The following is a 19365-nucleotide window of genomic DNA, read 5'->3' on the forward strand; positions in this document are numbered from 1 at the left end:
GCGCTCGCGCGCCGACGGACGGAATCGGGGTGGTCTTCGTCACACCTCGGCGGCAGCCGATGCGGTGGCACCCGCCAGGTAGACGCGCCCCTTGGCGGTTTGCTTGCCCTCGACGAGGGCCGCGTCTGCCCGCGCCACCAGAGCACCCAGCGGCTCACTCACCGCGTCGGTCACGGCAATTCCCATGGTGACGCCGATGCAGGAGCCGCCCTCGACACGGGAGTGGACCGCCGCTTCGAGGTCGTCGCGCAGGCGCCAGGCGATGCCGCCGCCGTCGACCCCGTCGGGAAGCACCATCACCACCACGAACTCGTCGCCACCCACGCGCGCCACAATGTCCGTGCCGCGCACCTGATCACGAAGTCTCGCGCCGACGGCGGTGAGCGCTGCGTCCCCAGCGGGGTGTCCGTAGCGGTCGTTCAGGGTCTTGAAGTGGTCGAGGTCGATGACGCCCACGACCACCGTGCCACCACGCCCGTGAGCTTGCTTGAGGAGTCGCCGGCCCTGTCGCTGAAGTTCGGCGCGGTTCAGAAGGCCGGTGAGGGGATCCGTAGTGGCCGCGGTCCGCAGGCCTGCGAGCGGGTGACGCACTCGCCACGCGATGAGGAGCGCAAGGCCGGTGACGGCTATGGTCGACGCCGCGATCCACCAGATCGTTCCCTTGAGCGCGTCCAGGCCGTCCGACAGCGCGGACCACGGGCTCACGATCACGATCTGCCACGGGAGATCGTGCGCCTTCGCGAACGCCCCTTGAGCTGTGACCGTCTCCCCATCGTCGACCCAGGCAGTCTCTCCCTGTGCGAGGTCATCCGTGAGCAGGCCGATGCCAAGATCGCCCGCCGTCGGCACGTCGCCCGTCGCCGCGATGTAGTCGGCAACCTCGTCCGCGCGAGCCGTGGGGAAACCGACCACCGCGTCCTGTGCCGACAGCACATAGGCCGCAGCGCCATCGCCGAACGGCAGGTCGTCGAGGGCATCGGTGAACACGGCAGTGTCCACGTCGGCGGCAACGACCGCGAGTTTCTCGCCATCGTCATCGGTGATGTCTCGCGACAGGGTCACGCGAGTACTGCCGGTGTCCGTGTCCACCACCGGCTCCATCCACGTGGTGCCGTCGGCTCCCACGGGGATCGTGTACCAGAGCTGCTCCCGCTGGTTCTCGTATGCGGTGGTGCGAACCTCGACAACGTCGAAGGCCTCGTCGTATACCGCGATGCGCGCGGCGTCACTCTCGGAGAACGCGTACGTCTGCTCGTAGCCCGAGTCCGTGCGCTCGAGCATGAGGTACGCGCCGCCGCTCCAACCGAACAGCACGCGAGTCACCTCCGGGTGATCGGAGAGTGCCACCATCGCGGTGAACGCCACGCGCTCGGCGTCGTCTTCGTCATCGACGGGATTGAGTTCTAGGCGCGACACCGTGGTCTCGATCGCCTCACGCGCGGGGTTGGCAGCGCTAGCCACGTCCGACGCCGTGAGCCTCCCCACGTACGTCACGGTGTCGATCTGCGCGTTCTCCATGTGCCGACCGGCGATCCACGCGCCACCGAGGGCGCCCACGATCTGCGCCGCGAGCACCACAAGGATAAGGGCGAGACCGATGCCGTATCCACGCGGCCGCGGGCCGCGCCCCGGCCGCAGGATAGAGAGCATGCCTCCATCCCATCAGCGGCCACCTAGGACCTTTCGCGAACGAGGATGTGAGCCTGCTCACTCCCCCGCAAGATAGACGCTCCCCTTGGAGGCCTGCTTGCCTTCGACGAGCGCCGCATCGGCCTGCTCAATCAATTCTTCGACGTGAAGACGCCCTGACGTGTGCACCGCAACGCCGACGGTGACTCCCACCCCAAGCCCACGCTCCCGGCACCTGACCAAGGCCGCCGACACCACGTCACGGAGCTCGGCCGCGACGCACCGGGCATCATCCTGAGCACGCCGGTGAAGCAGCACGACGAACTCGTCACCACCGACCCTCGCCGCCACCTCGTCTACCCGGATCCAGGACCTAAGTGCCGCGCTCACGCCCACGAGCGCCTCGTCGCCCGCGACGTGGCCGCAGACGTCGTTCAGGGTCTTGAAATTATCGAGGTCGAGCACGCAGACGATCACCTGTCCACCATTGCGAGCGTGTGCCCCCGCGACGTCGCGTCCGCGCAGCAGAAGTGCTGGCCGGTTGGACAGCCCCGTGAGCGGGTCGCTGCTCGCGGCACGATGCAGTCGGAAGAACGACCCCTTGCCCAGCATGGTCAACACCACCATGGCAACGGCGATCACAGTGGTGGCCGCTGTCGCCCACAGCAACGTGCCACGTAGGGCCACCACCGCGCCCGACACATCCCCATCGGTCGTCGCGATCTGGATCACCCAAGGCAGCCCGGACTCTTCGGACAGGCGGTATGCCAGCGAGAGGTGCCCGCTGTCTTCACGCGCCGCAACGCCACCGGGGACAAGGCCCCCGTCATGGATCTGAACACCAAGAGCACTGAGTTCAGGGACGCTCCCCGTCTCGTCGATGACGCTCGCGACCTCGTCAGAGCGCTCCGTCGGAGCGGAGACGAGCGTTCCATCGGTCGTCACCAGGAACGCCTCGGTCTCCTCGCCATACGGGAGGTCCGAGAGGACGGCGCTGAGCTCATCTGCCGAGAGATCCGCACCAATGACTGCCGCAATCTCACCGTCGTCTCCTCGCACCGCGTTCACGGCGGAGACGATCGACACTCCCGTCGCCGCGTCGACATACGGCGCTGTGATTTCCAGGTGGTCGCTCGCCGCCGCGACGGAGTACCACTCGCGCTCGCGAGCATCGCTTGCCGTGAACGGACGGGTGGTGACCGTCACGATGCCGAACTGTGGTCCTCGGACCGTCTCCGTCACGGTATCGCTCTCGCCGCGACGCGAGAGGGAGGTGAACCACGTGCCCGTGCGCTGGAGCACGTAGAACGAGCCGTCCGGGTAAGCGATAAACATCGCCTCGAGGCTCGACGAGGCGCTTAGCTGAAGGTAGGACGCCTGAGCCGCGGCGGTGTAGGGGAAGACCGGCTCACCGTCGCTCAGTTCAAACTGCGCCGACGCGGCCGCGACGGCTTGAACGCCCACGTCCGCAAACCCCTCAACCTTGGCCGCCGTGAGCTCACCCACGCTACCCAGGCCATCCAACTCGGCGCTGTCCATGTGACGGTCGGCGACCACGGTGCCGGCAATGGTGACGCTTATCTGCACCACGAGAATGGCGATCACGGCCCAGAACATGACGGTGAGCCTGGGCAGGCTCGGGCCCCTGTCAGCGAGGCGATGGAGCACCATGACCCACGGTAGGCGCGGTCCTCCTAGGACCTGTGACCGATCACAGGGTGAGGTTCGTCACACCTTTGGCGCCAAGCGCGGCCTGGCTCAGCGTGCGAGCGCTATGCGCGCTGAGCGGCGGCCGAGGCGTAGAGGCACACCGCGGCGGCGGTCGCGAGGTTGAGGCTCTCGGCGGCGCCGTAGATCGGGATGCGCACCACCTGATCGGCGAGCGCGAGCTCCTCGGGCTCGAAGCCCCAGGCCTCGTTGCCGAACACCCAGGCGGTGGGGGCGGCGAGGGCCTCGGCATCGGCCGCTCCCGAGCCCAGCTCGGCGTCGCCAGAGCCGTCGGCCGCCAGCAGGCGCAGGCCGGCGGAGGACAGCGCCACGGCGGCGTCCTCGAGCGGCAACGAGCGCACGATCGGCAGGTGGAAGATCGACCCGGCGGTCGAGCGAATCACCTTGGGGTTGCCCGGGTCCACCGACTGCCCGGCGAGGACGATGGCGTCGGCACCGGCGGCATCGGCCGCACGAATGACGGTGCCCGCGTTGCCGGGGTCGCGCACGTTGCTGAGCACCGCGACCAGGCGCGGCCCCGCGGCGAGCACGTCGTCGAGCGCGTAGCCCGCGTCGTCGACGACGGCGACGACTCCCTGCGCGTCGGCGCTCATGGCGTCCAGCACCTGCGGCGAGCCCAGGTGCACAAAGCGGCCGGCGGCAAGCGCCTCGGTCGCGATCTCGGGGTGGCGGGCGTGAGCGTCCTCGGTGAGGTACACGTCGCGCACCCGCGCGGCGGCGTGGCGCACTGCCTCGCGCACCGCCTGCGGTCCCTCGACCAGCAGCACGCCGGCCCGGGAACGCGCAGAACGCCCCGCCAGGGCGGCGACCTTCTTGATCCGCTCGGCCCTCGGGTTATCGAGGGTGAGCGTGAGGTCGTCGGGCCCGGCGGGGCGTCCTGTCATGCTGATGCGCTTTACGCGGCGGGAGCGTTCACGTCCTCGGGGAGCGCCTTCTTGGCGGTCTCCACGAGGGTCGCGAAGGCGGCCTCATCGTTCACGGCAAGCTCGGCGAGCATGCGGCGGTCCACCTCGATCTCAGCGGCCTTGAGGCCCTGGATGAAGCGGTTGTAGGTCATGCCGTTCGCGCGAGCAGCGGCGTTGATGCGCTGGATCCACAGCTTGCGGAAGTCACCCTTGCGCTTACGGCGGTCGCCGTAGGCGTACACCATGGAGTGAGTGACCTGCTCCTTGGCCTTGCGGTACAGACGCGAGCGCTGGCCACGGTAACCGTGGGCGCGCTCGAGGGTGCTACGGCGCTTCTTCTGGGCGTTTACTGCCCGCTTGACGCGTGCCATGTCTTACTCCTTGCGTTCCTCGGGCCTTACTTGCCCAGCAGCTTCTTGATCTTCTTCGAGTCGGCGTCCGACAGGATCGCGTCCTGCGCCACGCGGCGCTTACGCGAGGACGTCTTCTCCTCGAACTTGTGCACGTTCATGGCGTGCGAGTGCTTCACCTTGCCGGTGCCGGTGAGCTTGAAGCGCTTCTTGGCGCCCGAGTGGGTCTTGTTCTTCGGCATGATCTGCCCTTTCTGACATCAGGCCGTCGCCCCACGTGGGGGCTAGGGCACGAATGGGACCGGCTTACTCGCCGGACGTCTGCTTGGCCGTCTTGGCCGCGGCACGCTCTTCGCGGTCCGCTCGGTCGGCGGCCCGCTTGGCTTCGCGTGCGACGCGCTGCTCCTCCTTGGCCTCCGACTTCTTCTTCAGGGGCCCGAGGACGAGCGACATGTTGCGGCCCTCCTGCGAGGGCATGTTCTCCACGACGCCGAACTCCTGGAGCTCGTCGGCCAGCTTCAGCAGCAGACGACGGCCCATCTCGGGACGCGACTGCTCGCGACCGCGGAACATGATCGTGACCTTGACCTTGTCGCCGCCCTTCAGGAAGCGAACGACGTGGCCCTTCTTGGTCTCGTAGTCGTGCTCGTCGATCTTGAGACGGAAACGCATCTCCTTGATCTCGGTGTTGGCCTGGTTACGACGCGCCTCGCGCGCCTTCACCGCCGCCTCGTACTTGAACTTGCCATAGTCCATGAGCTTGACGACCGGGGGTCGCGAGTTCGGAGCGACCTCGACCAGGTCGAGTTCGGACTCCTGCGCCAGACGGAGCGCATCCTCGATACGGACGATGCCGACCTGCTCGCCCTGGGGGCCGACGAGGCGGACTTCCGGAACGCGGATGCGATCGTTGATGCGGGGCTCGTTGATGGTGGCTCCTTCTTGTCGAGTACATCTCGGCCGCCGGACAAGGAAAAAGCCCCCGTCCAAACGCAGACGAGGGCCACCACGATGGCGGCGCATCCGGTGTTTTCACCCCGGCTGTGCCGCGACCTGGAACCCCGGCCCAATGTCTTGGCCCTAGGGTGGGAGGTGGACTCCGCTTGCGCGCCGAGAAACGTTTCTCGGCCGGTCGACTCACAAGGATAGCACGATGACCTCTGACATGCCCGCCCCCACTTCTGACGCCCTCGGAACGGCCGATGCCTCGGCTCAGGCCGCGCGCGATCTCGCCGAGGTCAACGCTGTGGAACTTATCTCCACTGTAAGCGTTCACCTGCTGAGCGCCGCCGCGCTCCGCTGCGGTCTCGCCGACGAGGGCGAGGCTCACCAGGACCTCGACGAGGCGCGCACCCTCATCAACGCTCTGGCGGGCCTCATCACGGCCGCCGCACCGGATCTCGGCGACACTCACGCACGAGCGCTGCGCGACGGTTTGCGAAGCGTACAGTTGGCGTTCCGAGAGGCGTCGGTCATCCCCGACGCGCCCGGTGAGGGCCCGGGAGAGAAGTACACGGGGGCAGTGAGTTAGATGACACGTCCGCAGGACGCGAGCACCACCGAGCAGGTCGACGTCAGCGTCGACCCCGAGGTGATGCCCGACTCCGAAGCGGACGCACCCGAGGACTACCGGGCTGAGGACCTCGCCAACGACGAGGACGACACGATCATTCTGTCGCGGCGGGCCTTTACCGAGCCGTTCGACCTCGACGACGAGGACGATGACGACGAGGATGCGAGCCGCGTCGACGACGCGGACGAGGACGACGCCGAGCCCTCCCCCCACCAAGGCGAGGAGGCGGCGCCTCAGCCGCCCACCGCATCGGCCGCCACCGTGGGCGGCTCGGCGAGCCCGGCCACCGGCTCCCTCAGCCGCTACGCGCCGAGTGGGACCATCCCGATCATCGGCGACGCGAACCCGATCACGGGCTCGATGCCGGTCATCGGCCCCATCTATCCCCCCAAGCCGCGGCGCCCGTGGATCATCGCCACCTGCGTGCTCGCGGCGCTCCTGATCGGCGCTGGCTACCTGGGGTGGCGCATGTGGGAGATCAACGGCGAGTGGCAGCAGTACGCCGATGAGGTCGAGGAGGCGAACTACGCGCTCGGCGAGCAGATCGCCTCCGTGCAGCAGGAGCTGACGGACAAGCAGAACGAGGCCGACCTGCTGTCGGAGCAGCTCGCCACCAACAAGGCGCGCGTGGTGGACCTGTCCGCCGAAAAGGCCGCGGCCATCGACTCGTCCGAGTACGCCTCGCAGGTCACGGACAAGCTCGAGGAGACGCTGAGTCTGGGGCAGGTCGCCACGTCCTCGCTCACGTCCTGCATCGACGGGCTCGAGCAGCTGGTGTCCTACCTGCAGGCGCCCGAGGACGAGTACGAGGCCGACGAGATCAGCAACTACGCGGACTCGGTGACGGACCTGTGCGACACCGCCGAGGGCGCGACCAGCACGTTCCAGGACTCGCTGACCGAATGAGGCGTCGCACCGTTGTCCTCGCCGCCTCCTGCGCGCTCGCGCTGAGCGGCTGCGCGGCCCTGCCCGCGAGCCCCACGGCCGTCCCCACCGACTGGGTCCCCTCCCCCTCCGCCGAGCCCGACCAGAACAACGTCGCGCTGTCCCCCGACGGCTTCAGCGCCGCCCAGCGCATGACGGTGCGGGTGCGCAACATCGGCTGCGGCTTCGTGTCGACGGGCTCGGGCTTCGCCCTCGACGCCTTCACCCTGGTCACCAACCGTCACGTCGTCGCGGACTCCTCCCGCCTCGAGGTCTCGACGCACGACGGGCGCCTCATCGAGGTCACCGCCACCGAGGTGACGACGGTGGCCGACATCGCCATCGTCAAGACGGAGACGTCGCTCGGCGCCGCCTTCGCCACGCCGGCGCAGGAGGACCCCGAGGAGGGCGACGCGATCACCGTCACCGGCTACCCCAACGGCGGCCGCCTCACGACGACGACCGGCGTGGTGCTGGGCGCCGTGAAGGACCCGCTCGACTCCGAGGACCGCGGCGCCGTCGGCACCGTGCTCGCGACCACCGCCGTGGTGCAGCCGGGCTCCTCCGGCTCGCCAGCGCTGAACGAGGCGGGCGAGGTGGTGGGCGTCGTCTACGCGAAGAGCGAGACCACCGACCAGAGCTACATCGTGCCCGTGTCGACCCTCAACTCGCTGCTCGCACAGCCGCGACTGCTGGTGCCGCAGGCGGCCAGCTGCGCCGACTCCTCGGCCTCCTAAGCGGCCGTCAGGCCTGCGCGAGCCTCAGCTCGAGGCTGTCGATGCGCTGCGCCACCACGTCGGAGTGCGCGAGCTCGCGCTGGACGCGCTCCACGACGGTGTCGACCTCCGGGCGCGACAGGCCAGCCACCAGGCGCAGCACGATGGTGACCTCGGCCCCGCGCCCGGGTGTGACGTCGACGCCGCGCAGAGCGTCGTCGAGGGTGACAGCGGTACGCACGGCGGCCACGACATCGGCCACCACCACGCCGTCCTCGATGGCCGGCTGCCAGGCGTGACCCTGGCCTAGGGCCCAGACGGCCGGCCGCGGAATGAGGACCGTCTCCATGCCGGGGTTGACGACAAGCGACGACCAGCCCTCCGCGATCGCGGCGAGCGCGGCGCGGGGCCCCTCGGCGGGGATGGGACGCGCCTCGCGGTTCCACGTCTGCATGGCGTCGACGTCGGTGAAGACGGGAAGCGCGGCGCGGCCATCGGGCATCTGCACCGCAACCACGCCCGTCGACGCGACCGAGTCCTGCTCGAGCCCGTGCTTGCCGATGTGGCGCTGCTCCCCCGTCGCGAGCACGGGGATCAGCACGCGCGCGTACGCGAGGGCGTCCACCACGTCCGCGAGAGGCGTCTTGCCGTGCGAGTGGCGGATCAGGGCCTGCGCGAGGTGGGCGTCGGCCGACCCGTCGTCGTCGGCAAAGATCGACTCGGGAATCTCCTTCGAGGGCTCGGCGTCGCTCATGGGATCGATGCTACGGGGTGGGGCCGACAGCCCAACGCGTTACGGGCGGCCGGCGATGTCGAGCGCCTGCGGCAGCGTGAAGTTGCCGTTGTAGAGCGCCTTGCCCACGATCGCACCCTCGACGCCCTTGCCCACGAGCGTGCGGATCGCGGCGATGTCGTCGAGGCTCGAGATGCCGCCTGAGGCGACCACGGGGGCCTTCGTCGCCTCGGCGACCTGGCCGAGCAGCTCGAGGTTGGGGCCGGAGAGCATGCCGTCCTTTTTCACGTCGGTGACGACGTAGCGGGCGCAGCCCTCGGAGTCGAGGCGCGCGAGGACGTCCCACAGGTCGCCGCCGTCGCGGGTCCACCCGCGGCCCGACAGCGTGGTGCCGCGCACGTCGAGGCCCACGGCCACACGGTCGCCGTGCTTGGCGATGGCCGATGCGGTCCACTCCGGGTCCTCGAGGGCTGCGGTGCCGATGTTGACGCGGTGGCAGCCGGTGGCGAGCGCGCGCTCGAGCGACTCGTCGTCGCGAATGCCGCCCGACATCTCAACCTTGATGTCGACGCTGCGGACCACCTCGGCGAGGAGATCGGCGTTCGAGCCGCGCCCGAAGGCGGCGTCGAGGTCAACGAGGTGGATCCACTCAGCGCCGCCGTCCACCCAGTCCTGGGCGGCCTTCAGCGGCGAGCCGTAGCTGGTCTCCGAGCCAGCCTCGCCCTGCGTGAGGCGGACGGCCTGGCCGTCGGCGACGTCGACGGCGGGAAGGAGCTCAAGGCGCGGGGAGTCGGTCATGGTCTCGCTTTCGGTTGGGGTCTCGCGGCCGGCCGATGCTGGGGTGGCGCCGCGCATTCCGGGCACCAGGCTACCGGGCGCCCGTAGGAACGGGTTAGAGCGTCGAGACCCAGTTCTTCAGGAGCTGCAGGCCGGCCTCGCCCGACTTCTCCGGGTGGAACTGAGTGGCGGCGAGCGGCCCGTTCTCGACGGCGGCAACAAAGCGGTCCGCCTGCTGCTCGGTGCCTGCCTCCGACCACGTCACGAGCGGCGCGGCGAAGCGGCCGGTGTCCTCGGTGGTGCCCAGGGGGAAGTCGCGCACGCCGTAGGAGTGCACAAAGTAGAAGCGCTCATCCTCGACGCCGGAGAACAGGGTGGTGCCCTGCGGCGCGTCCACCGTCGCCCAGCCCATGTTGGGAACGACGGGCGCCTGCAGCAGCTCGACGGTGCCCGGCCACTGGTCGAGGCCCTCGGCCTCGACGCCGTGCTCGACGCCGCGCTCGAACATCACCTGCATTCCCACGCAGATGCCCAGCACGGGACGCCCGCCGGACAGCCGGCGGCCGATGATCTGCTCACCGCGCACGCCCTTCAGCCCGCCCATGACGGCGTCGAACGCACCCACGCCGGGGACAATGAGGCCGTCGGCGTTCTCCGCGATCACCCGGTCGTCCGTCAGGACCACGCGCGCGCCCACATGCTCGATGGCGCGCACCGCCGAGCGGACGTTGCCGAAGCCGTAATCGAGGACGCAGACGAGGGGGGAAGTCACGGCACCAGCCTACCGAGAGCGGCGGGAGGGCCGAAAACCCGGCCCGGCAGCCGCATCGGCCACTCCTAGTCCTCCGACGAGCCGTCGGGGTTGGGGTCGGAGTTGCGCTTGTTCTCCTGCTGCGCGCGGTAGGCGCGCTTGGCGTCCTTCGACGCGGAACGCAACTCGCGGAACGCCTGGAACTTGGTCATGCGCGCGTCGAAGACCTTGCCCGGGTGGGTCATGGCGATCTCGTCCATCGTCTGGACGCCGCTCATGAGGGTCGTGATGACGCCGGGAGCCTCGTCGAGTGCGAGCCCCGGCGCGACCTTGTCCCCCTTCACGCCGGCGAGCCAGCGGTGAATGGTGATCTGGCCCGCGCGACGCTCCATCGCGAGGATGGGCTGCTGCTTGACGAAGGCGGACACCACCCGGCCTGCCGCGTCCGTGGCGCCCGCGGAGGTGTCGTCGATCACCGCGAAGGCGCCCGCCGACGTCTCGATGCAGCGGCCCTGCACGCCGTTGAGCGCGCACACCGCGGCGAGCACCCGCCCGTTCTGGATGGGCGTGAAGATCGCGACGGTGTCCTCCTCGACGTGGCGGCCGGTCTCACCGGCCGGCTTCGCCGACTCGAGGGCGGACAGGTCGTCGGGGATCTCGACGCCCTCGGGAAGGTCGTCGTGGGTGCCGTCCTGGCTCACAGCGCGCCCTTAGTGGACGGGATGCCCTTGACCCGGGCATCGGCCGTCACCGCGAAACGCAGCGCACGCGCGAGCGCCTTGAACTGGGCCTCGACGATGTGGTGGGGGTCGCGTCCGGCCAGCACGCGCATGTGCACGCAGATGCCCGCGTGGTGCGCGATGGACTCGAGCGCGTGGCCCGTCAGCGAGCCGGCAAAGTTGCCGCCGATGAGGTGGGTCGCCTGGCCGACGGGCTCGCCCACGTGCACGAAGTACGGGCGCCCCGAGACGTCCACCACGCACTGCGCGAGGGCCTCGTCGAGCGGGACGAGGGCGTCGCCGAAGCGCGAGATGCCGGCCTTGTCGCCCAGGGCGATCTTCAGCGCCTCACCGATGCAGATGGCGATGTCCTCGACGGTGTGGTGCGAGTCGATGTGCACGTCGCCGGTCGCCTTGACGGTGAGGTTCATCAGCGAGTGCTTGCCGAGCGCGGTCAGCATGTGGTCGTAGAACGGCACCCCGGTGTCGATGTCGGTCTCGCCCGACCCGTCAAGGTCGAGCTCGACGAGCACCTGCGACTCGCTCGTCGCGCGCTCGATGCGTCCCGTGCGCTGTCCTGCGGTGGGCGTGGGCGTCTCGCTCATGCGGTGACCTCCATCAGTGCGCTCCTGAACAGCGCCATCTCCGTCGCGGTGCCGATCGACACTCGCAGCCATCCTGCGGGCCCCGTCACGCGGATCAGTACCCCGCGAGCCAGCAGCCCCTCAAACACCCTCTCACGGTCCTCGAAGGGCCCGAAAAGGCAGAAGTTTGCGTCCGTGTCCGCCACCGTGAAGCCCTGCTCACGCAGCCACTCGACGGTATCGTCGCGCTCGGCGCGGATCTCGTCGACCTGGGCCTGCAACTCGCGGTGGTGGGCCAGGGCGGCCCGCGCGACGGCCTGCGTCACGGCGCTCAGGTGGTACGGAAGGCGCACCACGCGCAGCGCGTCGATGACTGGCTCGTGCGCGACGAGGTAGCCGAGCCGGCCGCCCGCGAGCGCGAAGGCCTTGGACATCGTGCGGCTCACGGCAAGGTTGGGGTGCGTCGGGATGAGGCTCGCCGCGCTCGGCACGCCGGCGCGCCTGAACTCCGCGTAGGCCTCGTCGATCACCAGCACGCAGCCGCCGTCGACGTCCTCGGTGGCGGCGTACAGCGCGCGCACCTCGTCGAGGCTGAGCGCGGTGCCCGTGGGGTTATTCGGGCTCGCGACGATGACGAGGCTGGGCTGCTGGGCGCGGATCTCCCGGGCCGCCGCCTCGATGTCGATCGAGAAGTCCTCGTTGCGCGGCACCGCGATGTACTCCGTGAGGGAGTCCCGGGCGTACTCGGGGTACATCGAATAGGTCGGAGCGAAGCTCATGATCGTGCGGCCGGGGCCGCCGAAGGCCTGGTGCAGGTGCAGCATGACCTCGTTGGAGCCATTGGCCGCCCAGATGTTGCGCGCCTCGACGAAGTCGACGTAGGACTCGGCGGCGAGGTACGCGGCGAGGTCCTGGCGCAGCAGTGTGAAGTCGCGGTCCGGGTAGCGGTTGAGCCCCTCGGACGCCTTGCGCACGGCCTGCGTGATCGCGTCCACCACGACGGGCGGCGGCGAGTAGGGGTTCTCGTTGACGTTGAGGCGCGCGGCAACGGCCAGCTGCGGGGCGCCGTACGGCTCCAGCCCCGCGAGATCGGGGCGCAGGGGCAGGGTCATGGCTGGGAGTCTAGTGGGCACGTATGACAGCCCCGTGCGGACGGCCGATGCGGTGGACGGCCGATGCTGCGGCTCGCCCCGCGGCGCGGGGCCTAGCGGATGGAACCGGTGCTCTGCGAGACGCGCGCCTTGCTGATGTAGCCGCTCTTCTTTCCCGTGACCTTGACGGAAATACGGTGCCCCTTGTCCGCCGCACGCAACACGTAAGACTTGCCGGCTGCGCCGGAGATCTTCTTGCCGTCGCGACGCCACTCATAGGTGAAGGACGGAGAGGGCTTCCATGCGGGCACCGATGCCGTCAGCGTCGACCCCACCTTGCGCGTTCCCTTGACGACGGGTGCCGCAGTGCTCGTGAAGGACTGAGCCTGAACGCTCGCTGCGAGGGTCTTCGACGACGCGTAGCCGGCGAAAACCTGGACACCCCACGCGCATCCGTACTTGTCCGTCGCGAAGCCGACACCGATGTGGGTAAAGCCGCGATTGAGCATGTTCTTGTTGTGACCCGCAGACCGCTTCCACTGGCCCACCATGGTGGTGGCAGGAGCGCTATACCCGCAGTTGTACGCCACGTTCTCACCCGCGGACTTCCAGCCGCTCGGGATCTGCGACGAGTACTTCGGGTTGTGGCGAAGCGAACCGCTAGAGGCGAGGGCCTTTGCCCAGTCCTGCGCCACCTTATCCATCGCTGCGCTCGTGCGGAGCTGCGAAACCTGGTTGGCCACGCGGTGCTTGTTGGTCCCCGCCGTGATGGCGGTCCGCCCCTGGCCCTCGGTCACCGTGGCCGCATGGGCGGGCACCGCCGCGGTCGCGGCAAGGGCGAAGGCGAGGACCGTGGCGGCAAGAGTCGCGAGGGTGCGGCGCGGGGCGGTGCTCGGCATCGTGTCTCCTGGGCGTTCACTACTGCTGACGGGCGGGTGCTGACCAGAAGGTAGCGGCGCAGCCCGCCAGGATTCGGACATACGCGACGAATCGTCTGCCCGGCATGCGAGAAAAACTCCTGCTAAACGGCATGCACGTGCGTCTCACGTGGCCTTTGTCACACTTGCTGCGCCGCCGGTCGGGTCCGGCAGTGTCGGAGCCTCCCCCTACCGTGGTGGGCATGAGTACGGAATCCCCTGTCGCATCGGCCACCACCTCGCTGCGCGACGAGGCCGAGGCGTCGCTGCGCCGCCTCGTGGGGCGCGAGGACGTCAGCCTGCGCGACGACCAGTGGCGCGCCATCGAGGCGCTCGTGGACCGCCACGCGCGGGCGCTCGTGGTGCAGCGCACCGGCTGGGGAAAGTCGGCCGTGTATTTCGTGGCGACCATGCTGCTGCGCGCCCGCGGGGCGGGCCCCACGGTCATCGTGTCGCCGCTGCTGGCGCTCATGCGCGACCAGATCGCTGCAGCGTCCCGTGCTGGAGTGCGCGCCGCGACGGTCAACTCCGCCAACGTCACCGAGTGGGACGACGTCCACGCGGCGATCCGGGCAGGCGAGATCGACGTCCTGCTGTGCTCGCCCGAGCGGCTCAACAACCCCGGCTTCCGCGACGAGGTCCTCCCCCGTCTCGCGGCCGATGCAGGGCTGGTCGTGATCGACGAGGCCCACTGCATCTCAGACTGGGGACACGACTTCCGCCCCGACTACCGGCGCATCCGCACCCTGCTGGGCGACCTCCCCGAGGGCATCCCCGTGCTCGCCACCACCGCGACGGCGAACGCGCGCGTGACCGCCGATGTCGCCGAGCAGTTGGGTGTGCGGCGCCCCGCGGCGGTGGCCGATGCCGTGGCGGCCGGGGACGACGAGGAACTGCGCGAGGAGGTGCTCGTGTTGCGCGGCGAGCTCGATCGCGAGTCGCTCCACCTCGCCGTGGTCGACCTGCCCGACACCGCAGCGCGGGTGGCGTGGCTCGCGGGCGCACTGCGCGAGATCGACGGCTCCGGCATCGTCTACTGCCTGACCGTCTCGGCGGCCGAGGAGGTCGCCTCGCAGCTGCGCTCGGCGGGCCTCGAGGTCGCGGCGTACACGGGCCGCACGGACCCCACCGAACGCGAGGGCCTGGAGGAGGACCTCAAAGCGAACCGGGTCAAGGCGCTCATCGCGACGTCCGCGCTCGGCATGGGATTCGACAAGCCCGACCTCGCGTTCGTGGTGCATCTGGGCGCCCCGTCGTCGCCCATCGCGTACTACCAGCAGGTGGGGCGTGCCGGGCGTGGCGTGGACAGGGCCGTGGTCGTCCTGCTGCCCGGAGCCGAGGACCGCGCGATCTGGGACTGGTTCGGTTCCCAGGCCTTTCCCCCCGAGGAGCAGGTGCGGGCGGCGCTCGGGGCGCTCTCCGCGGACCGGCCCACGTCCGTTCCTGCGCTCGAGACCGCGGTGGACCTGCGGCGCGGGCGATTGGAATCGATGCTGAAGGTGCTCGACGTCGACGGCGCGGTCCGCAGGGTGCAGGGCGGCTGGGTCGCCACCGGCGAGCCGTGGGCCTACGACGCCGAGCGCTACCGGCGCGTGGCCGCCGCCCGCGCCGCCGAGCAGGACACCATGCTCGAATACGAGGCGCTCGGCTCGTGCCGCATGGCGTTCCTGCGCCGCGTCCTGGATGACCCGGCACTTCCCGACGGCTGGGCCTGCGGCAGGTGCGACGTGTGCGGCGGCGTGGACCTGCCGGCGGTGCCCGACGCCGATGCCGTGGCCGCGACGCGCGCCGATATGGACCGGGTGGGAGTCGAGGTGACCGCCCGCAAGCAGTGGCCCAGCGGCGTGGATCGCATGGGGCTCGACCTGCGAGGGCGCATCCCCGCGGCCGAGCAGGCCCAGCCGGGCCGGGCGGTCGCGAGGCTCGACGGCCTGGGGTGGGCGGTGCAGCTGCGCGAGCTTCTCGAGTCCCGGGACGCCGAGGGCGCTCCCGTGGATGGCGAGACGCCCGTGCCCCTGCGCGGCGCGGCGACCCGGGTGCTCGACGACTGGGACGGGCTGTGGACCGGGGCCGGGCTCACGCGGGTCAGGACCATCGACGCCGTGGTCGGCGTCAGGTCCGCGACACGCCCCCAGCTGATGCGCCACCTCGCGCCCGGTCTCGCGCGCTACCTGCAGATGCCGTTCCTCGGATGGGTGGGCCCGCGCCAGGGTCAGGAGGAGCCCGGCCGACACGACCTGAACTCGGCGCAACGCCTCGCGGTGGTGGCGCGGAGGCTCGAGCTCGAGGACGCGGCGCGCGCTTCGCTCGGCGGTCGCGCCGTGCTGCTCGTCGACGACTACACGGACTCGGGCTGGACCCTCACGGTCGCGGCGCGGCTCCTGCGCCAGGCGGGTGCGGGCGACGTCTATCCCTTCGTGCTCGGCGTGAGGTAGCCCGGCGCGGGCCGTGGGGGCGAGCCGCCCGCGCGGCGGTTTGTGCCGTCGGCAAACCCTCCGACGCCGCGGGCCGACGACGCGATGTGATGGGGCCATGAGAATCCTGATCCTCGGCGGGACGGCGTTCCTCGGGCGCGCCATCGCCAGCGATGCCCTCGTGCGCGGCCACAGCGTCACCTGTGCGGCGCGCGGCACGTCCCCCACGCCGGCCGGTGCCGCCTTCGTCCGCATCGAGCGCGACGACGAGCGGGGCCTCACTCCCCTCGCCGGCGAGGCCTTCGACGCGATCGTCGACGTCTCCCGCACCCCGCGCCACGTCGAGCGGGCCGTGCGCGACCTCGACGCCGACCATTGGGTCTTCGTCTCCACGACCAACGTGTACGCGCGCTTCGACGTCCCCGAGCAGCGCGAGGATGCGGAGCTGCTCGACGAGCTCGAGGATCTCGACGACCCCGACGACTACGGCCGCGCCAAGGTGACGTGCGAGCGCCTGGTGCGTGGCGCATCGGCCACCGCCACGGTGGTCAGGCCCGGGCTGATCGCCGGGCCGGGCGACGACACCTCCCGCAGCGGCTACTACCCCTGGCGCTTCGCTCACCCGACCGGTCACGACGTCCTCGCGCCGGCCGGACCCGACTTTCCGACGGCCATGATCGATGTCGACGACCTCGCCGCCTGGATCGTCGACGCTGCCGAGCGCCGCCTCGACGGCGTCTTCAATGCGACGGGCCCCACCACGACGCTGGGCGAGGTCGTGCGGCTCGCCGCCGCGGCGTCGGGGAGCACCGCTGCGCCGCGGTGGGTGGATCCCGCCGACCTCGCCGCGCACGGCATCGCGCCGTGGATGGGCGCGCGATCGCTGCCGCTGTGGATCGACGATCCCGACTGGAGGTGGTTCGCCACGCTCGACACGACGGCCGCTCGTACGGAGGGCCTGGTCACGCGGCCGCTGGCCGAGACCCTCGCGCGCTCTCTCGCCTACGAGGCGGCAAGGCCCCACTCGCTCGACGGCGATGCCTCTCGCGCCGGCCTGTCAGACGGCGAGGAGCGCGACCTCCGGGCAGCGCTCGAGGGCGCCGCGTAGAGCCCTATCCCTCGAGGCGCGCCTGCACGGCCTGGCCGTGCGCCGGCAGGTCCTCGGCGTTCGCGAGCGCGATGACCTTGTGGCCGATCTCGGCGAGGGCCGCCTGGTCGTAGCGGATGTACTGGATGGCCTTCAGGAAGCTCGTCGTGTTGAGTCCGCTCGCGAAGCGGGCGGTGCCGCCGGTGGGCAGCACGTGGTTCGAGCCCGCCATGTAGTCGCCGAGCGGCACCGGGCTGTAGGGCCCGATGAACACGGCTCCCGCGCTGCGGATGCGGCTAGCGACCTCGTCGGCGTCGCGCGTGTGGATCTCGAGGTGCTCGGCCCCGTAGGCATCGGCCACCTGGATCGACTGGTCGATGCTCGAGGTGAGGATCACCGCGGACTGCACCCCCGTGAGGGCCTCCTTGGTGCGGGCCAGGTGCTTCGTGTCGTCGGCGCGGCGCCCGAGGGCCTCCTCGACGCGCTCGGCGAGGTGCTCATCGTGCGTGATGAGAACCGAACCGGCCAGCGGGTCGTGCTCGGCCTGGCTCAGCAAGTCGGCGGCGACGAACTCGGGGTCGGCGGTGTCGTCGGCGATGATCGCGATCTCGGTCGGGCCAGCCTCGGCGTCGATGCCGACCACGCCGTTCACCGCGCGCTTCGCGGCGGCGACGTACACGTTGCCCGGGCCGGTGATGATGTCGACCGGGTCGCACAGGTCCTCGGCGCCGTAGGCGAGCATGGCGATCGCCTGCGCTCCTCCGGCGGCATAGACCTCGTCCACGCCCAGCAGCGCACACGCGGCAAGAATCGTGGGGTGGGGCTCTCCCCCACACTCGCGCTGTGGAGGCGTCGCGACGGCGATCGACTCGACGCCGGCGGCCTGCGCCGCGACCACGTTCATGACGACGGAGCTCGGGTACACGGCAAGGCCGCCGGGCACGTACAGGCCGACGCGGCCGACCGGCACCCAGCGCTGGGCGAGCCTCGCACCGGGAGCGACCTCGATCTCGACCGGCGGCGGCACCGTCGCCTCGTGGAAGGCACGCACGCGGGTGATGGCCTCGCGGATCGCGTCGAGCACGGCGGGGTCCTGGGATTCCAGGGCCGCCTCGATGCGGTCGGCAGGCACGCGGATCTGGTCGAGCTCGACGCCATCGAAGCGCGCCGCGTACTCCCGCAGCGCGTCGGCTCCGCGCTCGCGCACGTCCGCGATGATCGGCGTGACGACCTCGACCGCATGGCTCACGTCGAGGTCGGCGCGGGGCACCACCTCGAGCAGCTCTCGGGCGGTCAGGTCACGGTCGCGAAGGTCGATGCGGCTCAACACGCGCCCAGCCTATCGCCGCGGCTCGCGCTCGCCTCCCGTTACCGGTGACCCTCCGCGCCCCACACCCGTGGCGGTAGAGACACGGCGGTGGCGAGCGCCTACCGGGCGGTTCGCGGTAGAGACACGGCGGTCTGGCGCGCTCACCATGGCATGGCCGTCCGCGTGTGGCACGCTGACCGGCATGACGCACCTCCCCCTCGCCGGTCAGACGGCGCTCGTGACGGGAGTGTCACGCCGACGCGGCATCGGCTTCGCGGTGGCTTCTCGCCTCCTGCGCGACGGCGCCTCGGTCTTCGTCCAGCACCACCGCCCGCACGACGTCGACCAGCCGTGGGGCGGGGACGACATCGACGCGCTCGTGCGGGAGCTTCGCGGACTCGCCGCTCCCGGCGCCATGGTGGGCGAGGCGGCCGTCGACCTGCGCGAGCCCGATGCCCCTGCCGCCCTTGTTGCGCGCGCCGCGGACCTGACCGGCGGGCTCGACATCTTGGTGTGCAACCAGGCCAAGAGCGGCGACGACGGCTCCATCCACGATATGACCGCGGAGCGCCTGGGCGCCATGTGGGAAACCAACACCCGCGCCACGCTGCTGATGACGACGGCGTTCGCCGCGCTCCACGGCGGCGCCGCCGGCGCGGCACGCCCTGGCGACCGGTCCGAGCTCACTCCCCTGGCCGGCCCCACCGGTCGAGTCATCTGGATGACATCGGGCCAGGGCGACGGGCCGATGCCGGGTGAGGTCGCGTACGCCGCCTCCAAGGCGGCGCTGTCGGGAGTCACGGCGACGGTCGCGGCGGAGCTGCTGGGACTCGGGATCGTCCTCAACACCGTCAACCCGGGCCCCGTCAACACCGGCTACCTGGACTCCGACTCCACCGATCGCGATCTCGGCCCGCTCGACGAGTGGCGCGCACGCACGCCGTTCGGCCGCTTCGGCGAACCCGCCGACCCGGCCAACCTCATCGCCTGGCTCGTGTCCGAGCAGGGCGCGTGGGTCGCGGGCCAGGTACTCAAGTCCGACGGCGGGCTCAGCCTGTACTGAGGCGAGGGTCGCGCGCACCGTAGGGCTCCACCAGGGGACGTGCGCCCGCGTGAACACACCCTGAGCGTCCACTGGGGCGCAGGGCGAGCACGCGC

General features: G+C 70.5%; 20 protein-coding genes. 6 read left to right on the forward strand and 14 right to left on the reverse strand.

Annotation, left to right across the window (positions count from 1 at the left end):
• Nucleotides 1-39: 39 nt before the first annotated feature.
• The 6 genes from B7K26_RS00325 to infC all read right to left on the reverse strand — a co-directional run bounded on the left by B7K26_RS00325 (nt 40) and on the right by infC (nt 5602).
• Nucleotides 40-1650, reverse strand: coding sequence for a sensor domain-containing diguanylate cyclase (locus B7K26_RS00325; protein WP_084076709.1), 1611 nt, complete (start codon nt 1648-1650; stop codon nt 40-42).
• Nucleotides 1651-1707: 57 nt separating this feature from the next.
• Nucleotides 1708-3246: a sensor domain-containing diguanylate cyclase gene (locus B7K26_RS00330; protein WP_159449558.1), complete on the reverse strand. Its 1539-nt coding sequence runs from the start codon at nt 3244-3246 to the stop codon at nt 1708-1710.
• Between the two features lie 155 nt (nt 3247-3401).
• The gene (locus B7K26_RS00335; protein WP_084076711.1) at nt 3402-4241 is read right to left on the reverse strand and encodes an RNA methyltransferase; all 840 of its coding nucleotides are present in this window, start codon (nt 4239-4241) and stop codon (nt 3402-3404) included.
• An 11-nt stretch (nt 4242-4252) separates the two neighbouring features.
• The gene (gene rplT / locus B7K26_RS00340) at nt 4253-4633 is read right to left on the reverse strand and encodes a 50S ribosomal protein L20 (protein WP_084076712.1); all 381 of its coding nucleotides are present in this window, start codon (nt 4631-4633) and stop codon (nt 4253-4255) included.
• Between the two features lie 26 nt (nt 4634-4659).
• Nucleotides 4660-4854, reverse strand: coding sequence for a 50S ribosomal protein L35 (rpmI, locus tag B7K26_RS00345; protein ID WP_084076713.1), 195 nt, complete (start codon nt 4852-4854; stop codon nt 4660-4662).
• Between the two features lie 64 nt (nt 4855-4918).
• The gene (gene infC, locus B7K26_RS00350; RefSeq protein WP_234998637.1) at nt 4919-5602 is read right to left on the reverse strand and encodes a translation initiation factor IF-3; all 684 of its coding nucleotides are present in this window, start codon (nt 5600-5602) and stop codon (nt 4919-4921) included.
• Nucleotides 5603-5765: 163 nt separating this feature from the next.
• Between infC and B7K26_RS00355 the strand changes: the two genes are divergently transcribed.
• The 3 genes from B7K26_RS00355 to B7K26_RS00365 are packed head-to-tail and all read left to right on the forward strand — an operon-like array spanning nt 5766 to nt 7846.
• Entirely contained in the window at nt 5766-6143 is a 378-nt protein-coding gene (locus B7K26_RS00355) for a DUF1844 domain-containing protein (protein ID WP_200810903.1), read from the forward strand.
• A complete protein-coding gene (locus B7K26_RS00360; RefSeq protein WP_084076715.1) occupies nt 6144-7091 on the forward strand; it encodes a hypothetical protein in 948 nt (315 codons plus the stop codon).
• The gene (locus B7K26_RS00365; protein WP_084076716.1) at nt 7088-7846 is read left to right on the forward strand and encodes a trypsin-like peptidase domain-containing protein; all 759 of its coding nucleotides are present in this window, start codon (nt 7088-7090) and stop codon (nt 7844-7846) included. The genes B7K26_RS00360 and B7K26_RS00365 overlap by 4 nt, the downstream gene beginning before the upstream one ends.
• Before the next feature lie 7 nt (nt 7847-7853).
• Here B7K26_RS00365 and B7K26_RS00370 read toward each other — a convergent pair whose 3' ends face one another.
• The 7 genes from B7K26_RS00370 to B7K26_RS00400 all read right to left on the reverse strand — a co-directional run bounded on the left by B7K26_RS00370 (nt 7854) and on the right by B7K26_RS00400 (nt 13379).
• On the reverse strand, nt 7854-8579 hold the full coding sequence (locus tag B7K26_RS00370; protein WP_084076717.1) for an SseB family protein: 726 nt from the start codon (nt 8577-8579) through the stop codon (nt 7854-7856).
• A gap of 39 nt (nt 8580-8618) precedes the next feature.
• The gene (gene priA / locus B7K26_RS00375; protein WP_084076718.1) at nt 8619-9356 is read right to left on the reverse strand and encodes a bifunctional 1-(5-phosphoribosyl)-5-((5-phosphoribosylamino)methylideneamino)imidazole-4-carboxamide isomerase/phosphoribosylanthranilate isomerase PriA; all 738 of its coding nucleotides are present in this window, start codon (nt 9354-9356) and stop codon (nt 8619-8621) included.
• Nucleotides 9357-9450: 94 nt separating this feature from the next.
• Entirely contained in the window at nt 9451-10107 is a 657-nt protein-coding gene (gene hisH / locus B7K26_RS00380; protein WP_084076719.1) for an imidazole glycerol phosphate synthase subunit HisH, read from the reverse strand.
• A 65-nt stretch (nt 10108-10172) separates the two neighbouring features.
• A complete protein-coding gene (locus B7K26_RS00385) occupies nt 10173-10787 on the reverse strand; it encodes a hypothetical protein (protein ID WP_084076720.1) in 615 nt (204 codons plus the stop codon).
• Nucleotides 10784-11410, reverse strand: a complete 627-nt coding sequence (gene hisB, locus B7K26_RS00390) for an imidazoleglycerol-phosphate dehydratase HisB (RefSeq protein WP_084076721.1) — start codon at nt 11408-11410, stop codon at nt 10784-10786. Before hisB ends, B7K26_RS00385 begins: the two co-directional genes overlap by 4 nt.
• Complete coding sequence (locus B7K26_RS00395) at nt 11407-12501, reverse strand: histidinol-phosphate transaminase (RefSeq protein ID WP_084076722.1); 1095 nt, start codon at nt 12499-12501, stop codon at nt 11407-11409. The genes hisB and B7K26_RS00395 overlap by 4 nt, the downstream gene beginning before the upstream one ends.
• A gap of 92 nt (nt 12502-12593) precedes the next feature.
• Nucleotides 12594-13379: a CAP domain-containing protein gene (locus B7K26_RS00400; RefSeq protein WP_143340384.1), complete on the reverse strand. Its 786-nt coding sequence runs from the start codon at nt 13377-13379 to the stop codon at nt 12594-12596.
• A gap of 221 nt (nt 13380-13600) precedes the next feature.
• Between B7K26_RS00400 and B7K26_RS00405 the strand changes: the two genes are divergently transcribed.
• Together B7K26_RS00405 and B7K26_RS00410 are read left to right on the forward strand one after the other, a co-directional pair.
• Nucleotides 13601-15832 (forward strand): RecQ family ATP-dependent DNA helicase, encoded by a 2232-nt coding sequence (locus B7K26_RS00405; protein WP_143340385.1) that lies wholly within the window; start codon nt 13601-13603, stop codon nt 15830-15832.
• A gap of 97 nt (nt 15833-15929) precedes the next feature.
• Nucleotides 15930-16919, forward strand: coding sequence for an NAD-dependent epimerase/dehydratase family protein (locus B7K26_RS00410; RefSeq protein WP_084076725.1), 990 nt, complete (start codon nt 15930-15932; stop codon nt 16917-16919).
• 4 nt (nt 16920-16923) lie between these two features.
• Here the strand turns inward: B7K26_RS00410 and hisD are convergent, their stop codons facing one another.
• Nucleotides 16924-18228, reverse strand: coding sequence for a histidinol dehydrogenase (gene hisD, locus B7K26_RS00415; RefSeq protein WP_084076726.1), 1305 nt, complete (start codon nt 18226-18228; stop codon nt 16924-16926).
• A 181-nt stretch (nt 18229-18409) separates the two neighbouring features.
• Between hisD and B7K26_RS00420 the strand changes: the two genes are divergently transcribed.
• On the forward strand, nt 18410-19270 hold the full coding sequence (locus tag B7K26_RS00420; protein WP_084076727.1) for an SDR family oxidoreductase: 861 nt from the start codon (nt 18410-18412) through the stop codon (nt 19268-19270).
• Nucleotides 19271-19365 lie beyond the last annotated feature (95 nt).

The organism is Demequina sp. NBRC 110057, from assembly GCF_002090175.1.
Classification (GTDB): domain Bacteria; phylum Actinomycetota; class Actinomycetes; order Actinomycetales; family Demequinaceae; genus Demequina.

What these genes read in the sequence shown, in the direction of transcription:
- B7K26_RS00420 (WP_084076727.1), top strand. Translation starts at nt 18,410, where the DNA reads ATGACGCACCTCCCCCTCGCCGGTCAGACGGCGCTCGTGACGGGAGTG.
- B7K26_RS00365 (WP_084076716.1), top strand. Translation starts at nt 7,088, where the DNA reads ATGAGGCGTCGCACCGTTGTCCTCGCCGCCTCCTGCGCGCTCGCGCTG.
- rplT (WP_084076712.1), bottom strand. Translation starts at nt 4,633, where the DNA reads ATGGCACGCGTCAAGCGGGCAGTAAACGCCCAGAAGAAGCGCCGTAGC.
- priA (WP_084076718.1), bottom strand. Translation starts at nt 9,356, where the DNA reads ATGACCGACTCCCCGCGCCTTGAGCTCCTTCCCGCCGTCGACGTCGCC.
- B7K26_RS00370 (WP_084076717.1), bottom strand. Translation starts at nt 8,579, where the DNA reads ATGAGCGACGCCGAGCCCTCGAAGGAGATTCCCGAGTCGATCTTTGCC.
- B7K26_RS00325 (WP_084076709.1), bottom strand. Translation starts at nt 1,650, where the DNA reads ATGCTCTCTATCCTGCGGCCGGGGCGCGGCCCGCGGCCGCGTGGATAC.
- rpmI (WP_084076713.1), bottom strand. Translation starts at nt 4,854, where the DNA reads ATGCCGAAGAACAAGACCCACTCGGGCGCCAAGAAGCGCTTCAAGCTC.
- B7K26_RS00395 (WP_084076722.1), bottom strand. Translation starts at nt 12,501, where the DNA reads ATGACCCTGCCCCTGCGCCCCGATCTCGCGGGGCTGGAGCCGTACGGC.
- B7K26_RS00360 (WP_084076715.1), top strand. Translation starts at nt 6,144, where the DNA reads ATGACACGTCCGCAGGACGCGAGCACCACCGAGCAGGTCGACGTCAGC.
- B7K26_RS00355 (WP_200810903.1), top strand. Translation starts at nt 5,766, where the DNA reads ATGACCTCTGACATGCCCGCCCCCACTTCTGACGCCCTCGGAACGGCC.
- B7K26_RS00335 (WP_084076711.1), bottom strand. Translation starts at nt 4,241, where the DNA reads ATGACAGGACGCCCCGCCGGGCCCGACGACCTCACGCTCACCCTCGAT.
- B7K26_RS00405 (WP_143340385.1), top strand. Translation starts at nt 13,601, where the DNA reads ATGAGTACGGAATCCCCTGTCGCATCGGCCACCACCTCGCTGCGCGAC.
- B7K26_RS00410 (WP_084076725.1), top strand. Translation starts at nt 15,930, where the DNA reads ATGAGAATCCTGATCCTCGGCGGGACGGCGTTCCTCGGGCGCGCCATC.
- B7K26_RS00330 (WP_159449558.1), bottom strand. Translation starts at nt 3,246, where the DNA reads ATGTTCTGGGCCGTGATCGCCATTCTCGTGGTGCAGATAAGCGTCACC.
- B7K26_RS00400 (WP_143340384.1), bottom strand. Translation starts at nt 13,379, where the DNA reads ATGCCGAGCACCGCCCCGCGCCGCACCCTCGCGACTCTTGCCGCCACG.
- hisB (WP_084076721.1), bottom strand. Translation starts at nt 11,410, where the DNA reads ATGAGCGAGACGCCCACGCCCACCGCAGGACAGCGCACGGGACGCATC.